The following is a 22,770-nucleotide window of genomic DNA, read 5'->3' as shown; positions in this document are numbered from 1 at the left end:
ATCGCTGAGATCGGTCGACGATCGCCGCCACAGTGGGTGTCGCCGTGCCAAGATGCGCCCATGAGAATGCGCCACGAGTCGTCGTACGACGCCACTGCCGACGAGGTCTACGCGATGCTCGCGGACCCGGCCTTCCGTGAGGCCTCCGCCGACGCCCAGAACTGTGTGTCGGTCGACGTCACGATCACCGAGACCGATCGCGCGATGAGTGTCGTGGTCGACCAGATCCAGCGTACGCAGGGCCTGCCGTCCTTCGCCAAGAAGTTCGCCGGAGACACCACACGGGCGATCCAGCGCGAGGAGTGGTCAGACGAGCGGCACGCGACGCTGGTCATCGAGACGCCTGGCAAGCCCGGCTCCATGAGCGGCACGATCACACTGGAGGACGACGGTGCCGGCTGCCTCGAGATCGTCGAACTCGACGTCAGGTTCCCGGTCCCGTTGATCGGCGGCAAGATAGAGAGGCTGATGGGCGACCTGGTCATCGCCGGGATGCGGATCGAGCAGGAGGTCGGAGCCGCCTGGTTGGCCGGTGAGTGATGCGATTCCACAAGGAGATCCGCTTCGCCGGCGATCTCGAGACCGTCTGGGAGATGCTCCTGGATGCCGACTTCCGGGCCGAGGTCGCGGAGGCGACCGGCGCCGAGTCGTACGAGATCAGCATCGAGGAGACCGACGAAGGTTGGCAGGCCAGCCTGGTGTCGGTCTCCTCCACCGAGGGCCTGCCGTCGGCCGCGACCAAGGTGCTCGGCTCCACAATGGAGATCAGACAGGTCGAACTCTGGGTCGGTGACACCCAAGCGCGCCTGACAGCATCCATCCCCGGACGCCCCGGTCAGATCAGCGGCGCGATCACGTTGCAGGTGGAGGGAGCCGAGATCGTGCAGGCGGTCGAGGCCGAGATCAAGGCCAACATCCCGCTCTTCGCCGGCGCCGTCGAGGCCGTGATCGGGCGCGCGCTGGGGCGCGTACTCAAGATCCAGGAACAGGTGGGCGCGGACTGGTTGGCTCGCTGAGCGTCGCCGACTCGTCGGCGACCTCGGGCTCGTCTTCCTCGTCTTGGCGTTTGCGCCACCAGATCACGAAGCCCAGGAACACGAACGGGCCGAAGGCGAGCACGAACGTCAGGATCTTCTCCACCGGGTGCAGCGCACCCAGGTGCCACACGATCAACAGCACGACGTCCACGTGCCCATCGTCCCACGACTATCGGGCCTGCCTCACTCCGCACTGAGGTAGGGATAGCGGTAGTCCTTCGGCGGCACCATGGTCTCCTTGATCGAGCGCGGCGAGGTCCACCGCAGCAGGTTCTGCGGTGCCCCGGCCTTGTCGTTGGTGCCGCTGGCCCGCGCACCGCCGAAGGGCTGCTGGCCCACCACCGCGCCGGTCGGCTTGTCGTTGATGTAGAAGTTGCCCGCCGCGAAGCGCAGGTCGCGACGAGCGTCCGCGATGGCGCGCCGGTCCTGGGCGATAATCGCCCCGGTCAGCGCGTACGGCGCGAACGACTCCATCTGCGCGAGCACCGTCTCGTACTTCGCGTCGTCGTAGACATGCACGGCCAGGATCGGACCGAAGTACTCCTCACTGAACATCTGGTCGGTGGGATCGGTCGACTGCACGACCGTGGGGCGTACGAAATAGCCCACTGTGTCGTCACACGTGCCGCCGGCCAACATCGTGAGGTGCTTGTTGCGCGAGACCCGCGCCAGCGCGCTCTTGTGCTTGGCGAACGCGCGGTCGTCGATCACGGCGCCCATGAAGTTGGAGAAGTCGGTGACATCGCCGACCGTGATGTTGTCGGTCTCGTGGAGGAACTCGTCCTTCATCTGGTCCCAGACCGACTTGGCGACGTACGCCCGTGAGGCCGCCGAGCACTTCTGTCCCTGGAACTCGAAGGCGCCGCGCAGCAAGGCGACGCGGAGCACGTCCGGGTCCGCGGACGGGTGGGCCACCACGAAGTCCTTGCCGCCGGTCTCCCCGACGATGCGCGGATAGGTGCGGTAGCCCGAGATGTTCTCCCCCACCGTGCGCCACAGGTGCTGGAAGGTCGCGGTCGAGCCGGTGAAGTGGATGCCGGCCAGGTCCGGGTGGGTGAGCGCGACCTTGGAGACGTCCAGGCCGTCGCCGGGCAGCATGTTGATCACGCCGGGCGGCAGGCCCGCTTCTTCCAGCAACTCCATCGTCAGCGACGCGGCCAGTTGCTGGGTCGGCGAGGGCTTCCAGATCACGGTGTTGCCCATCAGCGCGGGGGCCGTGGGCAGGTTGCCCGCGATCGCGGTGAAGTTGAAGGGAGTGATCGCGTAGACGAAGCCCTCCAGCGGCCGGTAGTCGGTGCGGTTCCACACGCCCGGCGAGTTCGCGATCGGCTGTTGGGCCAGGATCTCTCGCGCGTAGTGCACGTTGAAGCGCCAGAAGTCGATCAACTCGCACGCCGAGTCGATCTCAGCCTGGAAGCAGGTCTTGGACTGCCCGAGCATCGTGGCGGCGTTGATCCGCTGTCGCCAGGGTCCGGCGAGCAGGTCAGCCGCCTTGAGCAGGATCGCACACTTCTCGTCGAAGGGCAGGCGCTGCCAGGGCAGCGCCGCGGCCTGGGCAGCCTTGATCGCCGCCTCGGCGTCCTTGACGGTCGCGTTCTTCATCGTGCCCAGCACGTGCTGGTGGTCGTGTGGCTGCACGACCTTGATCTCCGCACCGCCGCCGTGGCGCCAGCGACCGTTGACGTAGGCACGCAGGGGGTGCTGCTTGCGTTCCAGACGAGCGAGTTCGGCCTTGAGCTCGGCGCGCTCCGGGGTCCCCGGTGCGTAGGTGAGGTTCGGCTCGTTGACGGGAAGCGGCGGGTGGGTGATCGCGTCCATATCGCGATCGTGTCAGACGATGCGCAGGCGAGCCACCCGCCTCACTTCACCAGGTCGGCGATCTCCTGGGTGGCATACCACCCGAGGTCCTCGCGGTGGTCGTCGTCGACGGCACCCGCATGCACGGCCTCGACCCGCGACCAGGGCACCTCGGCGTCCTCGTCAGCTGTCTCCGCCACCACCACGACCCGGCGTCCGAGGCCACCGAGCAACTCCGACGAAGCCTCAGCGGCAGCTTCGAGTGCGGCGTACTCCCCTTCCTCCGACTCGTCGGGAGCCACGAACCGTACGCCGTCCGCAGGCACCAGCCCCTGGGCGTGCCAGACGGCCAGCTCTGGAAGCGTGGTCGCGATGTAGACCCGCACGTCAGGCCTTCTTGGGCGCAGGCTTGCGGCGGCCTCGGGGCGCTCGGCGCCGCGACTCGGTGGTGGTGTCGAGGAGTTCGTCGAGCGCTTCGGTCAGACACGCCCCGAAGGTGTCGATATCCGGCAGCAGGTCGCGGTCCGCCGTGACGCCGTAGAAGACGCCGCCGTCGTACGACGTCACACCGATCGCCATCGCATGCCCAGGCAGCAGCGGCGGCACCGGATAGGTCTCCTCCATCTCGGCGCCCGCCGCGAACAGCGGGAACTGCGGCCCCGGGACATTGGTGATGGACAGGTGGAAACCCCGTCGCAACTCCGCCATCGCGACCCGAGACCCGAGCGCGTGGAAGGTCGTCGGCGCGAACCCCGCGATCCCGGCGAGCCGGTTGGCGGCCACCGCGCGTCCCGACACCTCGTGGGACTCGAACGAGTACGACACCTGGTGCAACCGAACGACCGGACTGTTCTCCCCGATCGGCAGCTCCACGTGGTGGGCGGCGATCTGGGAGCCGAGCGAGGTCGCTTCGAGTTCGTCGTCGATTACGGACATCGGCACGACGACACGCAATTGCTTGAGCCCACCCAGCGACTCCGCGCGCGTCATCAACCAGGCGCGCAACCCACCGGTGATCGTGGCCAGGATGACGTCGTTGACCGTGCCGCCATGCACGCGGCGCACCTTGCGATAGTCGGCCAGGCTGGTGCGTACGGCCAGGAACCGGCGCTGCTGCGACAGTTCACCGTTGATCGGCGAGTCGTGCTCTGGACGCCGGTTGGACAGCGCGCTGGCCAGGTGCCCCAGCCGGGTCGCTGCGGCGCCCGACTGGCGTACGAGCGAATCGGCGTTGGCGCGCACCGTGTTCAGCAGCGTGGTCGGATGCTGCACGGATTCGGCCAGCGCGTGGGCGAGCAGGCCGCCCGGAGTCGGGGCTTGTTTGGGCTGCCAGGGGTCGTGTTCGACTTCTTTGGGCTCGGGACTGGTATCGAGCAGAACCTGGCCCAGATCCACCGTTTCGACGCCGTCGACGAGGATCTGGTGCGACTTCGACAACACCGCGACCCGGCCGCCTTCCAGGCCCTCCACGAAGTAGACCTCCCACAACGGGCGGTTGCGATCCAGGGGCCGGCTGACGATGCGACCGACGAGTTCGCGCAACTGGTCCATGGTGCCCGGGCGCGGCAGTGCGGAACGGCGGACGTGGTAGGCCACGTCGAAATCTGGATCGTCTCGCCAGATCGGATTGGCCAAGTGACCCGGCACGTGGTGCAAGCGCTGCCGGTAGCGCGGCACGAACGCGATCCGGTCGGCGATCAGGTCGACCAGCGCCGCATAGTCGAAGGCACTTTCGCCGGGGTCGAAGATCTCGACGGTGGCATTGTGCATGGGGGCGCTCGGTGTCTCCAGCGCCAGGAACGGCAGATCGCGCGTCCGCAACCGTTGACTCACTGCGCCACCTCTCCCCTCCGCACCACCGCCGCAGGGGTGGCGTCGAAGTTTTTCGTCCGCGTGAGAGTCTTTCATCACGCTCGGCGCCTTCGTACGCCGACTCTGCTGATTCTGCCGGAAGGACCCTTGATGCACCGCCGTACCGCCCGCCGTCTCACCCCCGTCCTCGCCGTTGTGGCCGTGCTGGGCGCGGGCTGCAGCAGCGACGAGAGCCCCGAGCCGGCGCAGACCACCACTGCGGCGACTCCGACGGACGACGCCACCACGCAGGAGACGGCGGCCACCGAGAACGAGTCCGCGCAGGGCGTACGCATCGACATCACCATCGAGGGCAGCAAGGTCAGCCCCGGCGCTGGTGAGCGCATCCAGGTGCCGGTGGACGAGCCGTTCACTCTCCACGTGACCTCCGACGCGGCCGACGAGTTGCACGTGCACTCCTCACCCGAGCAGAGCTTCGAAGTGGCACCGGGCGAGCAGACCTTCGAGTTGACGATCGAGCGCCCCGGAATCGTGGAGATCGAACTGCACGAGTTGGGCGTGCCCGTGGTCTCACTCGAAGTTCGCTGACGTGCCACACCTCGCACTCGTGTTGCCCATGCACGGGGTCGGCGGGGCGCGCGACCTCCCGATTCCGGCCTCGCTGGCCATCGCGGGCGCGGTCGCAGCGCTCGTCGTGTCATTCGGCGTGCTCGCTCTCGCCTGGCGTCGGCCACGCTTCGAGGACTCCCGGTCCGGTCGGGCGGTGCCCGCGCTGCAAAGAATCGTCGACTCGGCCTGGTTCGTCGCGTTGCTGCGCGCGTTCGGCCTGCTGCTGTTCGCGTACACGATCTGGGCGGCGGTCTGGGGCCAGGACCTGCTGATCAATCCGATCTTCGGGATGTTCTACATCCTGTTGTGGGTAGGCATCGTGCCGGCCTCGCTTGTCCTCGGACCGGTCTGGAAGGCGATCAGCCCGGTGCGCACCCTGCACCTGGGTCTGTCCAGGCTGGCCGGGACAGACCCAGACCGAGGCATCCTCGACTATCCCGCCAGGCTGGGCTATTGGCCAGGAGCGCTCGGTCTCTTCGCGTTCGTGTGGATGGAACTGGTCTCACCCGACAACACCAGCCTCAGCGCCGTACGCTTGTGGATCGCGGTCTGGGCGGCCGTGCTCGTAGTCGGAGGCGCGATCTTCGGTCAACGCTGGTTCGCGCGAGCAGACCCCTTCGAGGTCTATTCGACGCTGGTCTCCCATCTGTCAGTCTGGGGACGGCGTGACGGCGCGTTGGTCGTACGCAATCCGCTGGCCAACCTCTCCACGATCACCCCGGCGCCAGGACTGGTCGCGGTGGTGGCGGTCCTCTTCGGTTCGACCGCCTTCGACTCCTTCCGGGAGTCGCCTCGCTGGATCCTGTTCTTGCAAGAACGCGAAATGTCGCCGACGTGGCCGGGATTCGCACTCCTGATCACCATGTGCGTGCTCGTCGGACTGATCATCGTCGGTGGCACGATGGCGACCGGCGTCGGCGACAACGTCGCTCGGCGAGACCTGCCGATGCTGTTCGCCCACTCGATCGTGCCGATCATCGTCGGCTACATCTTCGCGCACTATCTGCGTTATCTGGTCGAGGTCGGCACTCAGACGCTGATCCAGATGAGTGATCCGATGTCGAACGGCACGAACCTGTTCGGCACCGCCGACTGGCAGGTCAACTACTGGCTGTCGGACCACCCGACGTTCGTGGCGGTGACCAAGGTGCTCGGCGTGGTCGTCGGGCACGTGCTGGGCGTGGTGGCCGCCCATGACCGCGCAGTGGCTCTGCTGCCCAGGAAGCACCAGGTGACCGGCCAACTGTCGCTCCTGGCGGCCATGCTGATGTTCACGGCCGGAGGGCTCTACCTGCTCTTCTCCTCTTAGGACCTGCGCTCTGGTCGGGCACGATCCGCTCCGCCAACTCTCGCAGCCCTGCCAGGAGTTTGGATTCGCCTGATTCGGTGAGCAGTCGCCCACCGGCCAACGCGCGGTCGGCACCGGGCTGGTCGTCGGGCACGAAGGTGATCGACTCGACGCGGGCGAAACCCTCCACCATGCCCGCGATATCGCGTTCGGGCCACCCCAGCGACCCGCGCATCCGGTTCACCACCACACGGACCGGGGCGTCGGCTCGGGTGTCGCGCAGTTCTACGAGCGCACGGGCGAGCCGGGCGAGGCCGACCGGGTCTGCCGCTCCCACGACGACCACTTCGTCGGCCACCTCGATCGCGCCGCGGCTCATCGTGTTCCGGCCCGGTCGGGAGCCGAAGTCGGAGCCCGGGTCCTCCTCCAGCGAGAAGCCGGTATCGATCACGACGTCGCCATGACGACGAAGTTCTTCGGCGAGGGTTTCGACGGCACCGGTGCGCACCTCTATCCAGCGATCGGGCCTGGGCAGCCCGGTCACGACGGTCAGGTGTGGGCTCAACGCCCGCTGCGCCGTGCTGAGTCGCTCCTCGATCAGTCCCGACGACACCAGCCTGGCGGCCGACAAGATGCCGCTGACCTCGTCGAGGATGCCCAAGGTCGGTGCGACGGAACCGCCGTAGGGATCGGCATCGACCAACGTCGTACGCCGTCCGCGCTCCGCCAAGACCGCCGCCAGACCGCACGCGACGGTCGTACGTCCCGGAGACCCTGCCGGGCCCCACACCACGATCACCCGTCCAGGCCGACCAGGTGCCACGGTTGCGCCCAGGGGCAGGTCGCCAGCCGTGCCGGGTGTGGCGACCGGCGGGGGGTCGACGTCGCCGTCCGCGTCTAGAGCCAGTTCGGCGAGCAGCGAGGGCAGCGAGTCGATCTCCGCCTGGTCCAACACCGCCGAGACCCCGATCCGACTACCGCGCAGGCGATGCTGGTCGAGCGCGCCGCCGCCCGGACCGACGATGCCGACCGAATGCACGCGGTGTCGGCGCAGCAGGTCGGTCGCACTGGCGTCGAAGCCCGGCAGATCGAGCGACACCAGCGCGGCGTCAGCCTGGCCCGCTGTCGCCGCAGCCAGCAGGTCGGCGATGTCGACACAACGTTTGATCAGCACCAGCTCGCGGTCGGACGAGATGACCTCCAGCGCACGCGGCTCCCACGACGAGCCGGATGCCACGACCAGGACACAGATCATCCGACGCCCCTCATCCAGCGTTCCGTCTGACCACCGTCACGCTGCCCGAGGTCGTGGCCGCGATGATCTCGGTGAGTTCGTCTGCGTTCGATTCCGGGACCGCGAGCACCAGTCGACGATCGGTGGTGGCGCCGAACTGGTCTCCGGCTGTCGGTGCGGCCACCACGACGACGTCCTGCAGCAGCAGGCGCGCGTCGGCCTTGGTGTCCGTGGCGTCACTGACATAGAGGTCTACTCGGCTGCCCACCTTGACCGACGGTGGCACCGCCTCGACCGACACCTTCACCGGCAACTGCAACGACGGCTCGTCGGCACTGGAGCCGATCGCCGAGCGTGCCAGCAGTTCCCCGGCTCCGACCGGCCGAGTCAGATAGAGCTCGGCAGGCAATTCCGCCGACGTCAGGAAGTAGCGAGCCAGATCCGCGTCCTCGACGAACCGCACTCGGCGCGCCTCCAGAGCACTCGGGTCGATCACGGTGCCGCTGCCAGAGTCTTGCGCAACGGACCACACCGAGACCGACTCGTCGGCCGCCGCGAGCAGTCGCGCGCCGACCGCCACGGAGGCGGCGACCAGCAGCAGCCCCAGCCAGAGTCTGGGGTCTCGCCAGGTCGGGGACTGGGCGCGGGTCGCTGTGGGTGCGGTCGCGGTGGACGTCGTACGCGTGGGCGTACGTGAACGGGAGAGGGCGCCGAGAACTGCCACCTGCGCAGTGTGTCCGTACAGCAGGCCGACCAAACCCGCTTCTCGTACGCCTGTGGATGACCGCGGCCGCAAATACAGTCAACCCGGTGGTTATGCACAGCTCACCCTCTGGTGGGTGTCTACGACTGGGGCGAAGTGGCACAGTGGAGTCATGCCCACGACCCCCCGCTTCCTCACGCTCGCGGACGTTGCCGAGGTCCTCAACACCTCGAGCGCGCAGGTCTACGCGCTCGTACGCCGCGGAGAACTGCCCGCGATCAAACTCGGAGGTCGCGGGCAGTGGCGGGTCGAGTCGACCCAGTTGGAGTCGTTCATCGCCAAGCTCTACGACGAGACCGCGGCTTTCGTCGAGTCGCATCCGCTGGACAGCGACTCACGTCAGGACGCCTGAGCGACCGCCCCTGCAGCGTTGCCACTCAGCCCACCTCGCCGTCCAGGGTCAGGGACACCTGGCGTTGCTCGCCGTCTCGTTCGACCGTGAAGTCGACCCGATCGCCGGGCTGATGAGTCCGGATCTTGACGATCAAGGCGATGCCATCGGTGACGCGGTCCTCGCCGATGCGCGTCACGACATCGCCCCGCTTGAGACCAGCTTCTTCCGCGGGCGAGTCGGGCAGCACCTCGCTGATCTCGGCCCCCTCATCGGTCTTGCCGCCCGTCTGCACCTTGGCACCGATCACCGGGTAGCGCGCCTGCCCGGTCTTGAGGATCTGGTCGACGGTGACCTTGACCTGCTCGATCGGGATGGCGAACCCGACCCCGATATTGCCGGCTTCGCCATACCCACCCGTCGTCGCGATGGCGGAGTTGACTCCGATCACGCGCCCTTGAAGATCGACGAGCGGCCCTCCGGAATTGCCGGGATTGATCGCCGCGTCGGTCTGGACGGCGTTGATGTAGGAGGCGTCATCGGCCGAATCTCCGGTCGTCACCGGGCGATCCCGTGCCGAGATGATGCCGGCGGTGACGGTGGACGTCAGGCCGAGCGGGGCGCCGAACGCCACCACCGGGTCACCGATGTTGAGCGCGGTCGAACTTCCCAGGGCAGCCGGTGGAAGTTGCTTGGCACCCTCGACCTGCAGGACGGCCAGGTCGTACACAGCACTGCGACCCAGGATCTCGGCGGTGAAATGGTTGCCTTCCTGATCGACGATCTCGACGGATCCGTCGTCCTCGGCTGCGCTGGCCACGACGTGGTTGTTGGTGACGATGTGGCCCGATCGGTCGAGCACGAAGCCCGAGCCGGTCGCGCCGTCCGACTCGCCTTGGTATTCGGCGACGATCTGGACCGTCGACGGCAATAACTTCTCCGCCACTGCCGCGACCGAGCCGTTCGCGGCAGGCAGGGGCGCATCGGTCTGCGCACCGGTGCTCTCGATGCCGGTGCCGGGCTCGTCGGATCCGGCGAGTGAGTCTTGGATCGCGCCGCCGAGGGCACCTCCGGCAAGCCCGACAAACAGCGCGAGGGTCGCGACGGCCGGCCACAGCCAACCGGGGACGGTGGAGCGTCGACGCGAGGCAGTGCCGAGGTGGAGCGGCAGGGTCGGCTGCGGTCCCCAGTTGGGCTGGCCCGCGGGGCCGTACGCTCCCTGATCCGCCTGTGGGCGCTGCGCCCAGGGCGCGGCGTACTGCTGGGGAAGCTGCCGGACCGGCTGAGGATGAAGCTGGGAAGGTTGGACTGGACCCTGGGCTGGACTCTGGGCTGGATTTTGGGCTGGGTTTTGTGCCGCGACGCTCTTGGGTCGAGGTGCGGTCGGGCCGATCGCATTGGGCGGGATCGGGGGCTGTCCCGACGGCGGGGTCCAACTGCCGCCGACCGAACGCGCACCGTCCGGCAGGCCGGTGATCGGCGCCGTGGGTTCGGACGAGGAGTCGCGGTCGGCGGGGTCGGACGGCTGCTGTGGATCGGTCACGGGACCATTTTCACCCCGGGCACGCCTGCGGAAACCCGCTGGGGCGTGATCCGGAGCGAACCGGTCCTGGCCGAGACGTCGGAGACCACGCTGATCCCGACGTTCCCCGAGGCGCCACGCACCTGCGCGACGGGCGGTCGCAGGTCACCGGAGACTGCACCGGGCGCGACTGCCAGGGCCACGAACCCGGCCATCACCATGCCCACCGCACCGCCACCGAGGACGGCAACTCGACTCGGAATGTGACCCCCGAGAAAGCCCGAGTCGACGGGGGCGTTCGCCAGCAGACCACGGAAGTCGGACGAGGGACCCGGCGCCTGCTCGGACATGCCCGCGAGTGCGGTCTTGACCCAGCCCTCACGCGCGACGGCGTCGCTGCACCGGTCACACGAGGCGACGTGCGCCCAGGCAGCCTCCGTCTCGTCGGGGCCGAGTTGTCCATCGAGCAGCAGGCTCACCTTGGCGCCGAGGTGGTCGGTCATAGCGTCGCCTCGGCAGGTCCGGCGTACCGCACTCGGTCACCAGTCGGCGCCCGGTGGGCCAGCGCCTCACGCAGCATTGAGCGGCCCCGGTGGATGCGGCTGCGTACGGTGCCCATCTTCACGCCGAGGACGTCGGCGATCTCTTCGTACGTCAACCCCTCGATGTCGCACAGCACCACGGCGGCGCGGAAGTCGGGCGGCAGCGCGGCCAGGGCCGACTCGACGTCGGCGTCGAAGATCGTGTTGGCGTACGCCGTCTCGGGCGCCGGCGTGGGCGCGCTGATCCTCTCGGTGCGCTCGTCCGAAAGCAGGTCGAAGCGGATCCGCTTCTTGCGCCGCACCCCGTCGAGGAAGAGGTTGGTGGTGATCCGGTGCAGCCACCCCTCGAACGTGCCGGGAGAGTAGGTGTCCAGCCGCCGGAAGACGCGTACGAACACCTCCTGGGTCAGATCCTCCGCGTCCGCCTTGTTGCCGGTGAGCCGGTAGGCCAAGCGGTAGACGCGGTCGGAATGGCGTTCGACGATCTCGGTCCACGTGGGAACCGTCTCGTCCATCGGGGCCTCCAGAAACTTCTCGGGCTGGGTGCTCGCGCCACGGGCGCGGATCAACGTGTCGAACAGGGTGTGCTCCTGAAACGTAGGGAGTGCGACTGAGAGGAACCTGGGCATCAGCCTGAGGGGAACCTGTGAGTGACTAACGAACCACTGAGTGGCGTTGTTCCGGACAGCGGATCTGCCCGGCTGCCGACTCCTCAGCGATAGGGTCGGATCAGCCATGATCCGTTGCCGACGCAGGAGGCCGTCATCACCACCACGCTCAAGCCCGCCAGTCTCGCCTACGCCGAGTCATTCGTCGCCGAGGACGAGATCCTGGCCAACGCGCGTGCTCGCGCCGAAGAGGTCGGCGTCTCGCCCATCGGCAGCGGCGTGGGTGCCTCACTGCGCTTCCTTGCCTCCGTCCTCGACGCCCGCGCCGTGGTGGAAGTCGGCACCGGCACCGGCGTCTCGGGGCTGTGGCTGCTGCGCGGCATGCGTGCCGACGGCGTGCTGACCACCGTCGACATCGAGGCCGAGCATCAGCGGCTGGCACGAGAGACGTTCACGGAGGCGGGCATCGCGCACCAGCGAGCACGCACCATCTCCGGAGCCGCCTTGGAGGTGCTCCCCCGGCTGACCGACGGTCACTACGACCTGGTGTTCTGCGACGGCGACAAGCGCGAGTACGCCGCCTATCTCGACGCGGCACTGCGGCTGCTGCGCCCCGGTGGCGTGGTGGCCTTCGACAACGCGCTGTGGCACGACCGCGTGGCGGACCCGGTCGTACGCGACGAGCAGACCGTCGCTATCCGCGACCTGGGCCGCGCTATCGCCGAGGACGAGCGCCTGACGCCGGTGTTGTTGCCGGTCGGAGACGGCCTGCTCTTGGCCAAGAAGGAATGGTCACCCGAAGCGGACTGACGGCTCCTAGATCCCGTCCAGTGGGTCTGGCGAGCCGAGCCAGGTCAACAGCACCCGGGCACCGAAGCCCGTCGGGCCAGCGGTCCATTCGTACTCGTCCTTGCGGGCATCGCCCACCGACGCCAGGTCGAGGTGCGCCCACGGCACGTTGCCGGTGAAGGCGTGCAGGAAGTGCGCCGCCATGATCGACTGCGGAGCGCCTGCGGAGTTGTCGGCGTCGGCGATCTTGGAGGCCAGCCGGTCGACGTACGCCTCCTCCAACGGCATCCGCCACAACGGCTCCCCGGAACTCCTGCCGGCGAGGAGCAGGACCTCGGCAAGCGGGTCGGAGTCGGCGAAGAGCCCGCCCAGCGTCTGACCGAGCGCGACCTTGATCCCGCCGGTCAACGTCGCGACGTCGACGAGCGCAGCCGGGTCGAGTTTGTCGACGGCGAACGCCAAGGCGTCGGCCATCACCAGGCGCCCCTCGGCGTCGGTGTTGGTGACCTCGGTGGTGCGACCGCCGTAGTGGGTGATCACGTCGCCGGGGCGCATCGCGTCCCCACCGACGGCGTTCTCCGCGGCGGCGATCAGTCCGGTGACTCGCACCGGGCAACCGACGGCGGCGAGTGCTGCCATGGTCGCCATCACCACCGCTCCCCCGGTCATGTCGCGCTTCATCGTGACCATGCCCTCGCCCGGCTTGATGCTCAAGCCACCGGTGTCGAAGGTGATGCCCTTGCCGACGAGCACGACGCGCGGGGTCTTGCGCGACGCGCCCTTGGGGGCGTAGTCGAGACGGATCAGCCGCGGCGGGGTCGCCGAGGCCTGACCGACGGCGAGGATGCCGCCCATGCCGGCCTTGGCGAGCTTGGTCTCGTCCCAGACCTCGACCTGGAGCCCGGCCTCGTCGGCCAGCTCGAGTGCGACCTCGGCCAGCCAGGGTGGGTTCTTGATGTTGGCGGGCACCGTCGCCAACATCCGACTGCGCCAGGCAGCCCCACCGATCGCGACCGCGCGAGCCAAGGTGCCATCACGTTCGGCGGCATCCGGCTGAGCCGCACACACCACGCGTGCGACTGGCTGGGCGCCCGGGCCGTCGGCACGCAGATCGAAGGAGAAGGAGCCGAGCATCATGCCGATCACGAAGGCCGCCAGCACGTCCTCGTCGCCGACGCTGGCGATGGTCGAGACCACCGATTCGCGGTCCTTCACCGCGCGCGCCAACGCGGCCGCGGCACGGCGTACGTGATCGGGCGTGGCGTCCCCGACACCGACGAAAAAGACCGGCCTCGGACCCTGCGCCGTGACCACAGCCGTGGCCACGACGTGCCCGGCGGTGGCGGCTGCGGATGAGCCGCCGGTCACCGCGTCGAGCAGATCGAGCAGATCGACCGACCAGGCTTGGCTCGCCTGGTCGGCGCCGGGGCCGAGCACGAGCGCGCCAGCCTCGGCGAGCACCGGGAAGGCGACCGCGTCGGCACCGCCGATCTCGTCAGGGCGCAGCGCGCTGACGGCGAACTGCGGCGGGGAGACCTGCGGCGGAAGAGTGGAACGAACTGAGGTCACGCGGTCAGCCGACGACGGCCTTCAGCGCGTCTCCCAGGTTGCCGGCTTCCTCGGCGTTGAGCTCGACGACCAACCGGCCACCACCTTCGAGCGGAACGCGCATCACGATGCTGCGCCCCTCCTTGGTGACCTCGAGCGGACCATCGCCGGTACGGGGCTTCATCGCCGCCATCCGTACACCTCTTCCTTGTTGCTTGGTGTCATTCACGAAGACGGACGCACCCGGGGCGCCCTCTCCGCGTTCATTATCCCCTATGACCCACGTGACCCGGAGCACAACCCAGCGATGGTGTCCGCAGGCGGGGCTAGATTGCGCTCATGGCTGACTCGAATGCTTCCGTTCTGCTCGACGTGACCGAGGGAGTCGCGACCATCACGCTTAATCGCCCCGAGGCGATGAACGGGCTCGACATCGCCACCAAAGAGTCCCTGTTGTCGGTCGTACGCCAGGTCGCTGACGACCCGGCAGTGCGGTGTGTCGTCCTCAGCGCCACTGGTCGGGCGTTCTGTGTCGGTCAGGATCTCAAGCAGCACATCGAGGTGCTCAACTCCAGCGACAGCGACTCGCTGTTCCGCACGGTCGACGAGCACTACAACCCGATCGTCTCGACGCTGGCTGCCATGGACAAACCCGTCATCGCGGCCGTCAACGGCGTGGCTGCCGGGGCAGGTGCCTCCCTGGCGTTCGCCTGTGACGTACGCATCGTCGCCGACACGGCCGGCTTCAATCTCGCCTTCGCCGGCGTGGCGCTCTCATGCGACACCGGCGCCAGCTGGACGCTGCAGCGACTCGTGGGCCAGACCAGGGCGATGGACCTGCTCTACTTCCCGCGTACGGTCCCCGCTGACGAGGCGTTGGAGATCGGGATCGCCACCCGAGTGGTGCCCGCAGCCGAACTCGCCGACACCGTGCGCGACCTGGCCCGGCGGTTGGCCGCGGGCCCGACCGTGGCGTACGCCTCGATCCGATCGTCGGTGGCCTTCTCCGCGAGTCACTCCTTCGAGGACTCGTTGGCGTACGAGAGCCAGATGATGACTCGCACGGGCGCCACGGCAGATCACCGTGCCGCGGTCGAGGCGTTCATCGCCAAGACCCCGCCGGTCTTCGAGGGTCGCTGATCCCTCAGGGTGCGACCGTGCCGAGCCGCGCGTACACGCCACCGAGCACGTGCAGCACTGCAGGTGGCGCCTGCCGACGCAGCGTGTGTCGATGCGGGCGGTAGCCGTACTCCACCGTGAGTGCGGCGCCGGCGAAGCGGTGGTTGAACCAGCCCGTCATCGTGCCGTGGCACATCCCGTTGCAGTCGAGATTGGTCGTGGGCAGGCGCAGGGCGCGGGCCAGCCGGCGCGCGAAACGAGGATCCTTGGTCGCCACATCGACGCCGAAGAGTGGCTGGTGGAAACTCAGCACTCGACGAGGTCTGATGTCGTGCAAGAAGCCCATCATCGCGCGCGTCTCCGGCTCCGACGCCGGTCGCGGCCCTGAGCAGTAATTGCCGCTCAACGGTGCCCAGTCGTACGGGAAGTTGCGGTTGAGATCCACGCCGCGCGCATTGCGTCGGGTGCCGCGGGCGAGGCCGTCGGGGTTGTAGTCGGGCACGACCCAGAGGTCCACGTTCGCGATCGGGTCGCCGTCGCGAAGGGCGTGCAGGATCTGGCGGGTGTGGCGCTCGTTGCCGTGCATGGTGGCGATCAGGACATACGTGGGCTTGCCCGGCTCCCCCAGCCGGTAGGCCTTGATCGGCCGCCCCTGGACCGAGTGCCCGATCACCCGGGTTTCGAGGACGGCGTTCGGTGCTGCCGACGCCTGCACACTCGGGGTGACCGGGACCAGCACGGCGAGCAGCATCACGAACACGCCGAACAGCCGAGTCACTCAGATCGCCCCGGTGACGTACGCCCAGGTCGTGAACAGCGTGCCGAAGAACATGCCCAGGTGGGCGATCAGGGACAGGCCGGCGCCGTTGCCCCACCAATCGTCGGCGAGATCATCAGCCGCGTGCCGCCCTTTGGAGGGCAGCCACCGCACCAGCAGTGCCAGACCCACGACTGAGGTGATCCACACCAGGCCCAGGCCCAGGACCCCGCACACCTCTCCGAACGGCAACTTGTCGTGCGCCACCAGGAAGTAGGTCCAGAGGCTGAGGCCCAGCACACCGAAGATCGTGTGCGCGTGGACGAGCAGTGGGCTGTAGGCGTGCCTGCCGCCTGCCTCGCCATCGTGCAGGCGCAGCCGGGTCAACGCCACGATGACGAACCCGACCACCGCGAGGACATAGAACACCACGATCGGCACGGTCAGCCCCCCGCAGGCGCGTCGTCGGACGAGGGGTGGTCTGGGCGCTCGTCATCTGGGCGCTCGTCATCTGCTTGAGCCGCGAGTCGGTCGAGCAACTCGTCGACCTCCGACATCCGGTAGCCGCGGAAGGCGAGCGAGAACCGTACGTTGCGCAGATCGGTCGCGCTCAGTCTTCCCTCCGCCGGCACCACCGCATCGGGGCGGTCGTCGTACGCGGTGGACAACGACTCGCCACGGCCCGACGCCACAGCGGCGATCCCGCCGAGGACGACGACCCCGAGGATCACGAAGAACCACAGCATCAGCGGGTGCCACCTTTCGAACTCTGCTCGACCATCAGGCGTACGGCCTGGTCGATATCGTCGGTCACGACCAGCATGTCGAGGTCCGATTCGTTGATCTTGCCCTCGGCGAGCACGGTGTTGCGCAGCCAGTCGAGCAGCCCGCCCCAGTATTCGGTGCCCATCAACACAACCGGGAACTGGGAGATCTTCTTGGTCTGGGCGAGCGTGAGTGCCTCGAAGAGTTCGTCGAAGGTGCCCAGCCCGCCGGGCATCACGATGTAGCCCTGGGAGTACTTGACGAACATCGTCTTGCGGGCGAAGAAATAGCGGAAGTTGATGCCCTTGTCGACCCACTGGTTGAGACCGGTCTCGAAGGGCAACTCGATCCCGAGACCGACGCTGACGCCCCCGGCCTCGCTCGCGCCCTTGTTCGCCGCCTCCATCGCGCCCGGTCCGCCTCCGGTGATGACGGCGAAGCCGGCCTCGACCAGCTTGCGGCCGACCTCTTCGGCGATCGCGTAGTAGGGATTGTCGGTCGGGGTGCGTGCGGAGCCGAAGACCGCGATCGCAGGACCGAGTTCGGCCAGCGCTCCGAATCCTTCGACGAACTCCCCGGTGATCCGCATGACCCGCCAGGGATCGGAGTGCACCCAGTCGCTGGGGCCGCGGTTGTCGAGCAGCCGCTGGTCGGTGGTGGTGTGGTCGACCTGCGAACCGCGCATCAGGACGGGGCCGCGGTATTTGCCCCGACGACGGCTCCGGTCAGGCATCGTCGCCTCCCGTGAGCCACGCGATCAGGCCGCGTTCGCAGGCGACGATCTGGTCCATCGGCACGAGTTCGTCGGCGCGGTGTGCATAGCTGGGATCTCCCGGGCCGTAGTTGACGGCCGGGACGCCCAAGACGGTGAATCGGGCTACGTCGGTCCAGCCGAACTTCGGGTTGACCGGCCCACCGACAGCGGCGAGGAACGCCTGCGCGGCCGGGCGGTCCAGGCCAGGCCGGGCACCGGGCGCGGAGTCGGTGATCGTGACGTCGAACCCGTCGAAGAAGTCGCGTACGAACTGCTCCGCCTCGGCCTCACTGCGATCAGGGGCGAAGCGGAAGTTGACCTCGACCACGCATTCGTCGGGGATCACGTTGCCCGCGACTCCGCCGCTGATCCCGACGGCGTTGAGGCCTTCGTGATAGGTCAGCCCGTCGACCTCCGGGGTGCGCGCTTCGTACGTGGCGAGCCGGTTGAGGATCTCGGCGGCCTTGTGGATCGCGTTGTCGCCGAGCCAACTTCGCGCCGAGTGCGCGCGGCTTCCAGACGTACGCACCTCGGCACGCAGGGTGCCTTGGCAGCCGGCCTCTACTCCCCCGTTGCTGGGTTCGCCCAGGATCGCGAAGTCAGCTCGGAGCAACTCGGGGTCACTCTCGGCCAGGATCCGCAGCCCGTTGAATTCGGAGTCGATCTCCTCGCACTCGTAGAACACGAAGGTCAGGTCACGGTTCGGCTCGGGGACCGTGGCCGCGACCTTGAGCAGCACCGCGTCTCCGCCCTTCATGTCGCAGGTGCCCAGGCCGTGCAGGATCCCGGCTTCCTCGTCGCGCCGTGCAGGCAAGTTGGCGTTGACCGGCACCGTGTCGATGTGGCCGGCGAGCACGACCCGCTCGGCGCGGCCGAGGTTCGTACGCGCAACCACGGTGTTGCCGTGGCGGCTCACGCTGAGGTGGGGCAACGCCTCAAGCGCGGCCTGGACGGCATCGGCGATCGCCTGCTCGTCGCGACTCACCGACTCGATGTTGACGAGCTGTTCGGTCAGGTCGACGACATCGGCGGTCAGGTCAAGGGTCACTTCGGGGCTCACGGGGCCCATGGTGTCAGGCGCGACCGATCCGACGTCAATGTCGACGGGCCGGCCCCCTGCTCGCGGGCGTGGAGCCGTGCTCGTCAGGCGCGCCTGACCTGCACGTCGACCTCAGTCGCATCGGCGTACGACACGCTGGTGGCCAGCGTCTCGCTGGTGAGCAACGCTTCGTGAGCGCGCGCAGCAGCCACCACGTCCTGCGGTCCGGACACCGTCAGCGCGATGCGATCGGAGATGTCCAGGCCCGCGTCGCGGCGCGCCTGCTGCACCGTACGAATCAGGTCACGCGCGACACCCTCGGCTTCCAACTCAGCGGTGACATGGGTATCGAGCACCACGAAACCACCTCTCGGCAGCACCGCCGTGGCGGCGTCGCTGTCGGCTTCGCCCGCGATCGTCTCCAAGGTGAACTCGCCCTCGGTCAGCGGCACGCCGCCACACACGATCGTGCCGTCCGACTCGACCGACCAGTCACCGGTCTTCGACGCCTTGATCACCGTCTGGACGTCCTTGCCCAGCCTCGGGCCCGCCGCGCGGGCGTTCACGGTCAGGCGCTGCGAGACGTCGTACGCCGAAGCCTGCTCGGAGCCGGCCTCGACCAAGGTGACGGACTTGAGGTTGAGTTCGTCCTCCACGATCGACTCCAACCCGCGCAGCGCCGAGGCATCGTCGACGACGATCGTCAGACCTGCGAGCGGGAGTCGGTTGCGCAAACCGGCCGCCTTGCGCAGCGCGGAGCCGGTGGACGTGACGTCGCGGACCTCGTCCATGGCGCTGACGAGTTTGTCGTCGGCCGGGAGTGCGCAGACGTCGGGCCAGTCGGTCAGGTGCACCGACTCGCCACCGGTCAGGCCACGCCAGACCTCCTCCGTGGTCAACGGCAACAGCGGCGCGGCGGTCCGACAGACCGCCTCCAACACGGTGAAGAGCGTGTCGAAGGCGGCAGCGTCGTCACCCCAGAATCGGTCGCGGTTGCGACGGATGTACCAGTTGCTCAGCACCTCCAGGAACGTCCGCGTCGAGTCGCAGGCGTTCGCCACCTCGAAGTTGTCGAGCTGACGGGTCATGTCGTCGACGTAGGTGCGCAGCTTGGCCAGGATGTAGCGGTCCATGGCGTTGTCGGACGTGGACACCGGCTTCGCGTCGTAGCCGGCGGCGTTGGCGTACAACGTGAAGAAGTAGTAGCTGTTCCACAGCGGGATCAGCACCTGGCGTACGGACTCCCGGATGCCCTGCTCGGTGACGATCAGGTTGCCGCCACGCAGGATCGGCGACGACATCAGGAACCACCGCATCGCGTCCGCGCCGTCGCGGTCGAACACCTCGTACACGTTGGGGTAGTTGCGCAGGCTCTTGGACATCTTGTTGCCGTCCGAGCCCAACACGATGCCGTGGGACACACAACTGGAGAAGGCCGGCTTGTCGAACAGTGCGCTGGCCAGGACGTGCATGGTGTAGAACCAGCCGCGCGTCTGACCGATGTATTCGACGATGAAGTCTCCCGGGAAGTGCCCACCCATGCCGTCGACACCGTCGAACCACTCGGTGTTCTCGAACGGATAATGCACCTGGGCGAACGGCATCGAGCCGGACTCGAACCAGCAGTCGAAGACGTCGGTGACGCGGCGCATCGTCGACTCCCCCGTCGGGTCGTCGGGGTTGGGACGCGTTAGCTCGTCGATGAACGGGCGGTGCAGATCGGTCGGGCGTACGCCGAAGTCGCGCTCGAGTTCGTCGAGCGAGCCGTACACATCGATCCGCGGGTATTCGGGGTTGTCCGAGCGCCACACCGGGATCGGGCTGCCCCAGAAACGGTTGCGTGAGATCGACCAGGGCCGGGTGTTCTCCAGCCATTTGCCGAACTGTCCGTCCTTGACGTGGTCGGGGACCCAGCGGATCTCCTGGTTGAGCTCCAGCATGCGATCGCGGAACTTGCGGGTGTCGACGAACCAGCTCGACACGGCCATGTAGATCAGCGGCTGACGGCAACGCCAGCAGTGCGGGTAGGAGTGCTCGTACGTCTCGCGGCGGACCAGAACGGTGCCCGGGGACACCGAGCCCGCACCGTGCTTGAGATGGTCGATGATCGGCGCGTTGGCGTCGAAGACATGCACCCCGTCGTAGTCGGTGACGGGGAACGTGAAACGCCCGTCCTTGGCGACCGGGACGACCGCCTCGATGCCCTCGCGGTCGGTGATCAACTTGTCGTCCTCACCGAACGCACCGGCGGTGTGGACTAGCCCCGTGCCGTCGGTCGTGGTGACGAAGTCGGCCTCGACCACGCGAAAGGCCTTGGCGTGGCCCTCGAAGTAGGTCATCGGCGGGGTGTACGAGGCACCGAGCAGGTCCGCGCCGTTGAGCCGCGCGACCACCTGGTCGGCGAGCTCGCGGTCATCCTCCTGGAGCTCGCGGGCGTACGCCTGAAGCCGCTCTTCGCCGAGGATGTAACGCTCGGTCGCGCCCGTCGGCTTGGCGCTCTCGACGACGACGTAGTCGATGTCGGGGTGCACCATGATCGCCAGGTTGGCGACCAGCGTCCACGGGGTCGTGGTCCAGATCAACGCCAACGCACCGGCGTACGGCCCGTCGAGCAGCCGCATGCCCACAGTGACGGCGGGGTCCTGCCGGTTCTGGTAGACGTCCTCGTCCATGCGCAACTCGTGGTTGGACAGCGGGGTCTCGTCGTTCCAGCAGTAGGGCAGCACGCGGAAGTCCTCGTACACGTAGCCCTTGTCATAAAGCGTCTTGAACGCCCACAGGACCGACTCCATGAAGTCGAGGTCCAGGGTCTTGTAGTCGTTCTCGAAGTCGACCCAGCGCGCCTGGCGGGTGACGTAGTCCTGCCACTCCTGGGTGTAGGTGAGCACGCTGCGGCGGCACTCTGCGTTGAAGTTCTCGATGCCCAGGTCGACGATCTCCTGAGTGGTCTTCATGCCCAGTTGGCTCATCGCCTCGAGTTCGGCGGGCAGCCCGTGGGTGTCCCAGCCGAAGCGGCGCTCGACGCGGTGACCGCGCATCGTCTGGTAGCGCGGGATCAGGTCCTTGACGTAGCCGGTGAGCAGGTGCCCGTAGTGCGGCAGCCCGTTGGCGAACGGCGGGCCGTCATAGAAGACGAACTCGTTCTCGCCGTGCTCGCCCGCGTCGCGCTGCTCAACGCTCTTGCGGAAGGTGTCGTGTTCCTTCCAGTACGCCAGTACGCGCTCCTCGATCGCCGGGAAGTTCGGCTGGCTCGGCACAGCGTGGTGCTCGCCGGACTGTCCGGTCGCGACCTTGGGGTACGTCATCACGGGCCTTCTCTCGTGGGTTGTAGATCTCCACGAGGACGATCGGGCGACCGCGGTACCACCTCGCTTGCCCACCGTAGGCGGGCCGCTCGTTCTCGGCTGTGACGGGCCTCCCCGTCCGGGTCTAGTGAACTCACCGCTGGCGTGCGGTGGTCGTTCTTCCGGATGCTCGCCGCTGATGACGGCTCGGACGCAGTGCGGTCGATCGTACGGCGCCGGGCGAGGGCGGGGCCAATCCATTGCCCTGCCCCACTCGGATACTCCAGTGCGAAATGGTCGTCCCGCTGGGGAATTCACGACCATTTCGCACTGGACTACCTCGAAGGGAGAGAAGAATCGCGCCCGTCAGGCGGGCCGGTAGCCCAACCAGCGCAAGCGCTGCTCGGCATCGAGTGCGCGTCGTTGCGCAACCGTCCAGGTAGGGGTCCACCACGAGGGTGGCTCCACCGTCCATGCCCGTGGCTCTCGGGCTCGGCGCTGTGCGCGCTCTGCTGCGGCGTGAAGACGGCGTACGAAATCATCCACGTCGGCCCAGTCCTCGGCGACCATGGTGATCGGTTCGAGGCCCACCGCCCTGAACGCCTCCTCCTTGCGAAGGTCCTGCGCATGCTGGGTGCCGACCAGGTGCACCCGCCCGTTGTAGTGCCCAAGCAGACCGAGGATCGGATCGATGACGTCGGGGGTGCCGATAAGCCGTCCGTCACGAGAGAAGACCGGACGATTGCACAGGGGCGACGCCAGGCCGGCTATCCGCGTCCACAGCCCACGCATCCGGCTCTCCTGAGGAGACCACACATTCTCGTCACCGTGGACCAGCGCCTCTCTCGCCTGGCGAACACCGGTCATGGCCCCAATCCGGGCGATCTCCTGAGCCACTTCCTCGCGGTCGACAAGATCGTCATAACACGCCATGTCGAGGGCCTCGACGGCACGGCTCAACGTCGGGGCGTACCTCATCTCGAACACCACGGATCGCACGGCCTGAGTGATCCTGAGACGATCAACCTCCACGCTCAAACTCGGGTTCAGAAACTCTTGGCTCACTGCGAAGCCCGGTTGGGGTCGGATGTGGAGTTTTCCCACGACGGGCACGTCGCGGGGACGACCCGTACCGTCGAAGCCGTCGAACCACCTGGCACCCTGTCAATGCA

The 22,770-nt window shown here is 67.8% G+C and carries 25 protein-coding genes; 7 read left to right on the top strand and 18 right to left on the bottom strand.

From position 1 onward, the window contains the following. Nucleotides 1-60: 60 nt before the first annotated feature. Nucleotides 61-540 carry a DUF2505 domain-containing protein gene (locus tag V9G04_03550; protein MEI2712380.1) on the top strand — a complete coding sequence of 160 codons (480 nt, stop codon included), beginning with the start codon at nt 61-63 and terminating at the stop codon, nt 538-540. Then, a complete protein-coding gene (locus V9G04_03545) occupies nt 540-1,016 on the top strand; it encodes a DUF2505 domain-containing protein (protein MEI2712379.1) in 477 nt (158 codons plus the stop codon). The genes V9G04_03550 and V9G04_03545 overlap by 1 nt, the downstream gene beginning before the upstream one ends. On the opposite strand, the gene V9G04_03540 is transcribed toward V9G04_03545, so the two are convergent. Genes V9G04_03540 through V9G04_03525 form a run of 4 tightly spaced genes read right to left on the bottom strand, consistent with a single transcriptional unit; the run spans nt 973 to nt 4,667 of the window. Beyond that, nucleotides 973-1,188: a hypothetical protein gene (locus V9G04_03540; protein ID MEI2712378.1), complete on the bottom strand. Its 216-nt coding sequence runs from the start codon at nt 1,186-1,188 to the stop codon at nt 973-975. The genes V9G04_03545 and V9G04_03540 overlap by 44 nt on opposite strands. Before the next feature lie 32 nt (nt 1,189-1,220). Next, nucleotides 1,221-2,855 carry an L-glutamate gamma-semialdehyde dehydrogenase gene (gene pruA, locus V9G04_03535; protein ID MEI2712377.1) on the bottom strand — a complete coding sequence of 545 codons (1,635 nt, stop codon included), beginning with the start codon at nt 2,853-2,855 and terminating at the stop codon, nt 1,221-1,223. A 41-nt stretch (nt 2,856-2,896) separates the two neighbouring features. Next, nucleotides 2,897-3,220, bottom strand: a complete 324-nt coding sequence (locus V9G04_03530; GenBank protein MEI2712376.1) for a hypothetical protein — start codon at nt 3,218-3,220, stop codon at nt 2,897-2,899. 1 nt (nt 3,221) lies between these two features. After that, complete coding sequence (locus tag V9G04_03525) at nt 3,222-4,667, bottom strand: wax ester/triacylglycerol synthase family O-acyltransferase (protein MEI2712375.1); 1,446 nt, start codon at nt 4,665-4,667, stop codon at nt 3,222-3,224. Nucleotides 4,668-4,796: 129 nt separating this feature from the next. Here V9G04_03525 and V9G04_03520 point away from each other — a divergent pair, with 129 nt between their 5' ends. Continuing rightward, entirely contained in the window at nt 4,797-5,234 is a 438-nt protein-coding gene (locus tag V9G04_03520) for a hypothetical protein (GenBank protein MEI2712374.1), read from the top strand. A 1-nt stretch (nt 5,235) separates the two neighbouring features. Further along, nucleotides 5,236-6,564 carry a hypothetical protein gene (locus tag V9G04_03515; protein ID MEI2712373.1) on the top strand — a complete coding sequence of 443 codons (1,329 nt, stop codon included), beginning with the start codon at nt 5,236-5,238 and terminating at the stop codon, nt 6,562-6,564. Here the strand turns inward: V9G04_03515 and V9G04_03510 are convergent. Together V9G04_03510 and V9G04_03505 are read right to left on the bottom strand one after the other, a co-directional pair. Continuing rightward, on the bottom strand, nt 6,527-7,798 hold the full coding sequence (locus V9G04_03510) for a hypothetical protein (protein ID MEI2712372.1): 1,272 nt from the start codon (nt 7,796-7,798) through the stop codon (nt 6,527-6,529). The two genes, V9G04_03515 and V9G04_03510, sit on opposite strands and share 38 nt — an antisense overlap. A gap of 10 nt (nt 7,799-7,808) precedes the next feature. After that, on the bottom strand, nt 7,809-8,501 hold the full coding sequence (locus tag V9G04_03505; protein MEI2712371.1) for a hypothetical protein: 693 nt from the start codon (nt 8,499-8,501) through the stop codon (nt 7,809-7,811). A 151-nt stretch (nt 8,502-8,652) separates the two neighbouring features. On the opposite strand from V9G04_03505, the gene V9G04_03500 reads away from it, so the two are divergent. After that, a complete protein-coding gene (locus tag V9G04_03500) occupies nt 8,653-8,892 on the top strand; it encodes a helix-turn-helix domain-containing protein (protein ID MEI2712370.1) in 240 nt (79 codons plus the stop codon). A 25-nt stretch (nt 8,893-8,917) separates the two neighbouring features. Here the strand turns inward: V9G04_03500 and V9G04_03495 are convergent, their stop codons facing one another. From V9G04_03495 to sigE, 3 genes are read right to left on the bottom strand one after another with little or no spacing between them, the layout of a single operon-like run. After that, nucleotides 8,918-10,414, bottom strand: coding sequence for a trypsin-like peptidase domain-containing protein (locus V9G04_03495; GenBank protein MEI2712369.1), 1,497 nt, complete (start codon nt 10,412-10,414; stop codon nt 8,918-8,920). Next, nucleotides 10,411-10,896 (bottom strand): zf-HC2 domain-containing protein, encoded by a 486-nt coding sequence (locus V9G04_03490; GenBank protein ID MEI2712368.1) that lies wholly within the window; start codon nt 10,894-10,896, stop codon nt 10,411-10,413. Before V9G04_03490 ends, V9G04_03495 begins: the two co-directional genes overlap by 4 nt. Further along, nucleotides 10,893-11,564, bottom strand: a complete 672-nt coding sequence (gene sigE, locus V9G04_03485) for an RNA polymerase sigma factor SigE (GenBank protein ID MEI2712367.1) — start codon at nt 11,562-11,564, stop codon at nt 10,893-10,895. Before sigE ends, V9G04_03490 begins: the two co-directional genes overlap by 4 nt. Before the next feature lie 114 nt (nt 11,565-11,678). On the opposite strand from sigE, the gene V9G04_03480 reads away from it, so the two are divergent. Further along, a complete protein-coding gene (locus V9G04_03480) occupies nt 11,679-12,353 on the top strand; it encodes an O-methyltransferase (protein ID MEI2712366.1) in 675 nt (224 codons plus the stop codon). Nucleotides 12,354-12,359: 6 nt separating this feature from the next. Here the strand turns inward: V9G04_03480 and V9G04_03475 are convergent, their stop codons facing one another. Further along, a complete protein-coding gene (locus tag V9G04_03475) occupies nt 12,360-13,901 on the bottom strand; it encodes a leucyl aminopeptidase family protein (GenBank protein ID MEI2712365.1) in 1,542 nt (513 codons plus the stop codon). A gap of 4 nt (nt 13,902-13,905) precedes the next feature. Further along, nucleotides 13,906-14,073: a DUF3117 domain-containing protein gene (locus V9G04_03470; GenBank protein MEI2712364.1), complete on the bottom strand. Its 168-nt coding sequence runs from the start codon at nt 14,071-14,073 to the stop codon at nt 13,906-13,908. 146 nt (nt 14,074-14,219) lie between these two features. Here V9G04_03470 and V9G04_03465 point away from each other — a divergent pair, with 146 nt between their 5' ends. Further along, complete coding sequence (locus V9G04_03465; protein ID MEI2712363.1) at nt 14,220-15,020, top strand: enoyl-CoA hydratase-related protein; 801 nt, start codon at nt 14,220-14,222, stop codon at nt 15,018-15,020. A 4-nt stretch (nt 15,021-15,024) separates the two neighbouring features. Here V9G04_03465 and V9G04_03460 read toward each other — a convergent pair whose 3' ends face one another. From V9G04_03460 to V9G04_03430, 7 genes are all read right to left on the bottom strand, one after another. Further along, nucleotides 15,025-15,777, bottom strand: a complete 753-nt coding sequence (locus V9G04_03460) for a M14 family zinc carboxypeptidase (protein ID MEI2712362.1) — start codon at nt 15,775-15,777, stop codon at nt 15,025-15,027. Beyond that, nucleotides 15,778-16,197: a hypothetical protein gene (locus V9G04_03455; protein ID MEI2712361.1), complete on the bottom strand. Its 420-nt coding sequence runs from the start codon at nt 16,195-16,197 to the stop codon at nt 15,778-15,780. A 2-nt stretch (nt 16,198-16,199) separates the two neighbouring features. Beyond that, the gene (locus V9G04_03450; GenBank protein MEI2712360.1) at nt 16,200-16,502 is read right to left on the bottom strand and encodes a DivIVA domain-containing protein; all 303 of its coding nucleotides are present in this window, start codon (nt 16,500-16,502) and stop codon (nt 16,200-16,202) included. Then, on the bottom strand, nt 16,502-17,254 hold the full coding sequence (locus tag V9G04_03445) for a TIGR00730 family Rossman fold protein (protein ID MEI2712359.1): 753 nt from the start codon (nt 17,252-17,254) through the stop codon (nt 16,502-16,504). The genes V9G04_03450 and V9G04_03445 overlap by 1 nt, the downstream gene beginning before the upstream one ends. Continuing rightward, entirely contained in the window at nt 17,247-18,344 is a 1,098-nt protein-coding gene (gene dapE, locus V9G04_03440; protein ID MEI2712358.1) for a succinyl-diaminopimelate desuccinylase, read from the bottom strand. Before dapE ends, V9G04_03445 begins: the two co-directional genes overlap by 8 nt. Nucleotides 18,345-18,418: 74 nt before the next feature. Continuing rightward, entirely contained in the window at nt 18,419-21,619 is a 3,201-nt protein-coding gene (gene ileS / locus V9G04_03435; protein MEI2712357.1) for an isoleucine--tRNA ligase, read from the bottom strand. 345 nt (nt 21,620-21,964) lie between these two features. Next, nucleotides 21,965-22,597 carry a hypothetical protein gene (locus tag V9G04_03430; GenBank protein MEI2712356.1) on the bottom strand — a complete coding sequence of 211 codons (633 nt, stop codon included), beginning with the start codon at nt 22,595-22,597 and terminating at the stop codon, nt 21,965-21,967. Nucleotides 22,598-22,770: the final 173 nt, after the last annotated feature.

Origin of the sequence: Nocardioides sp., assembly GCA_037045645.1 — a bacterium.
GTDB lineage: Bacteria > Actinomycetota > Actinomycetes > Propionibacteriales > Nocardioidaceae > Nocardioides.
This window is presented reverse-complemented; position numbering and strand designations above follow the sequence as displayed.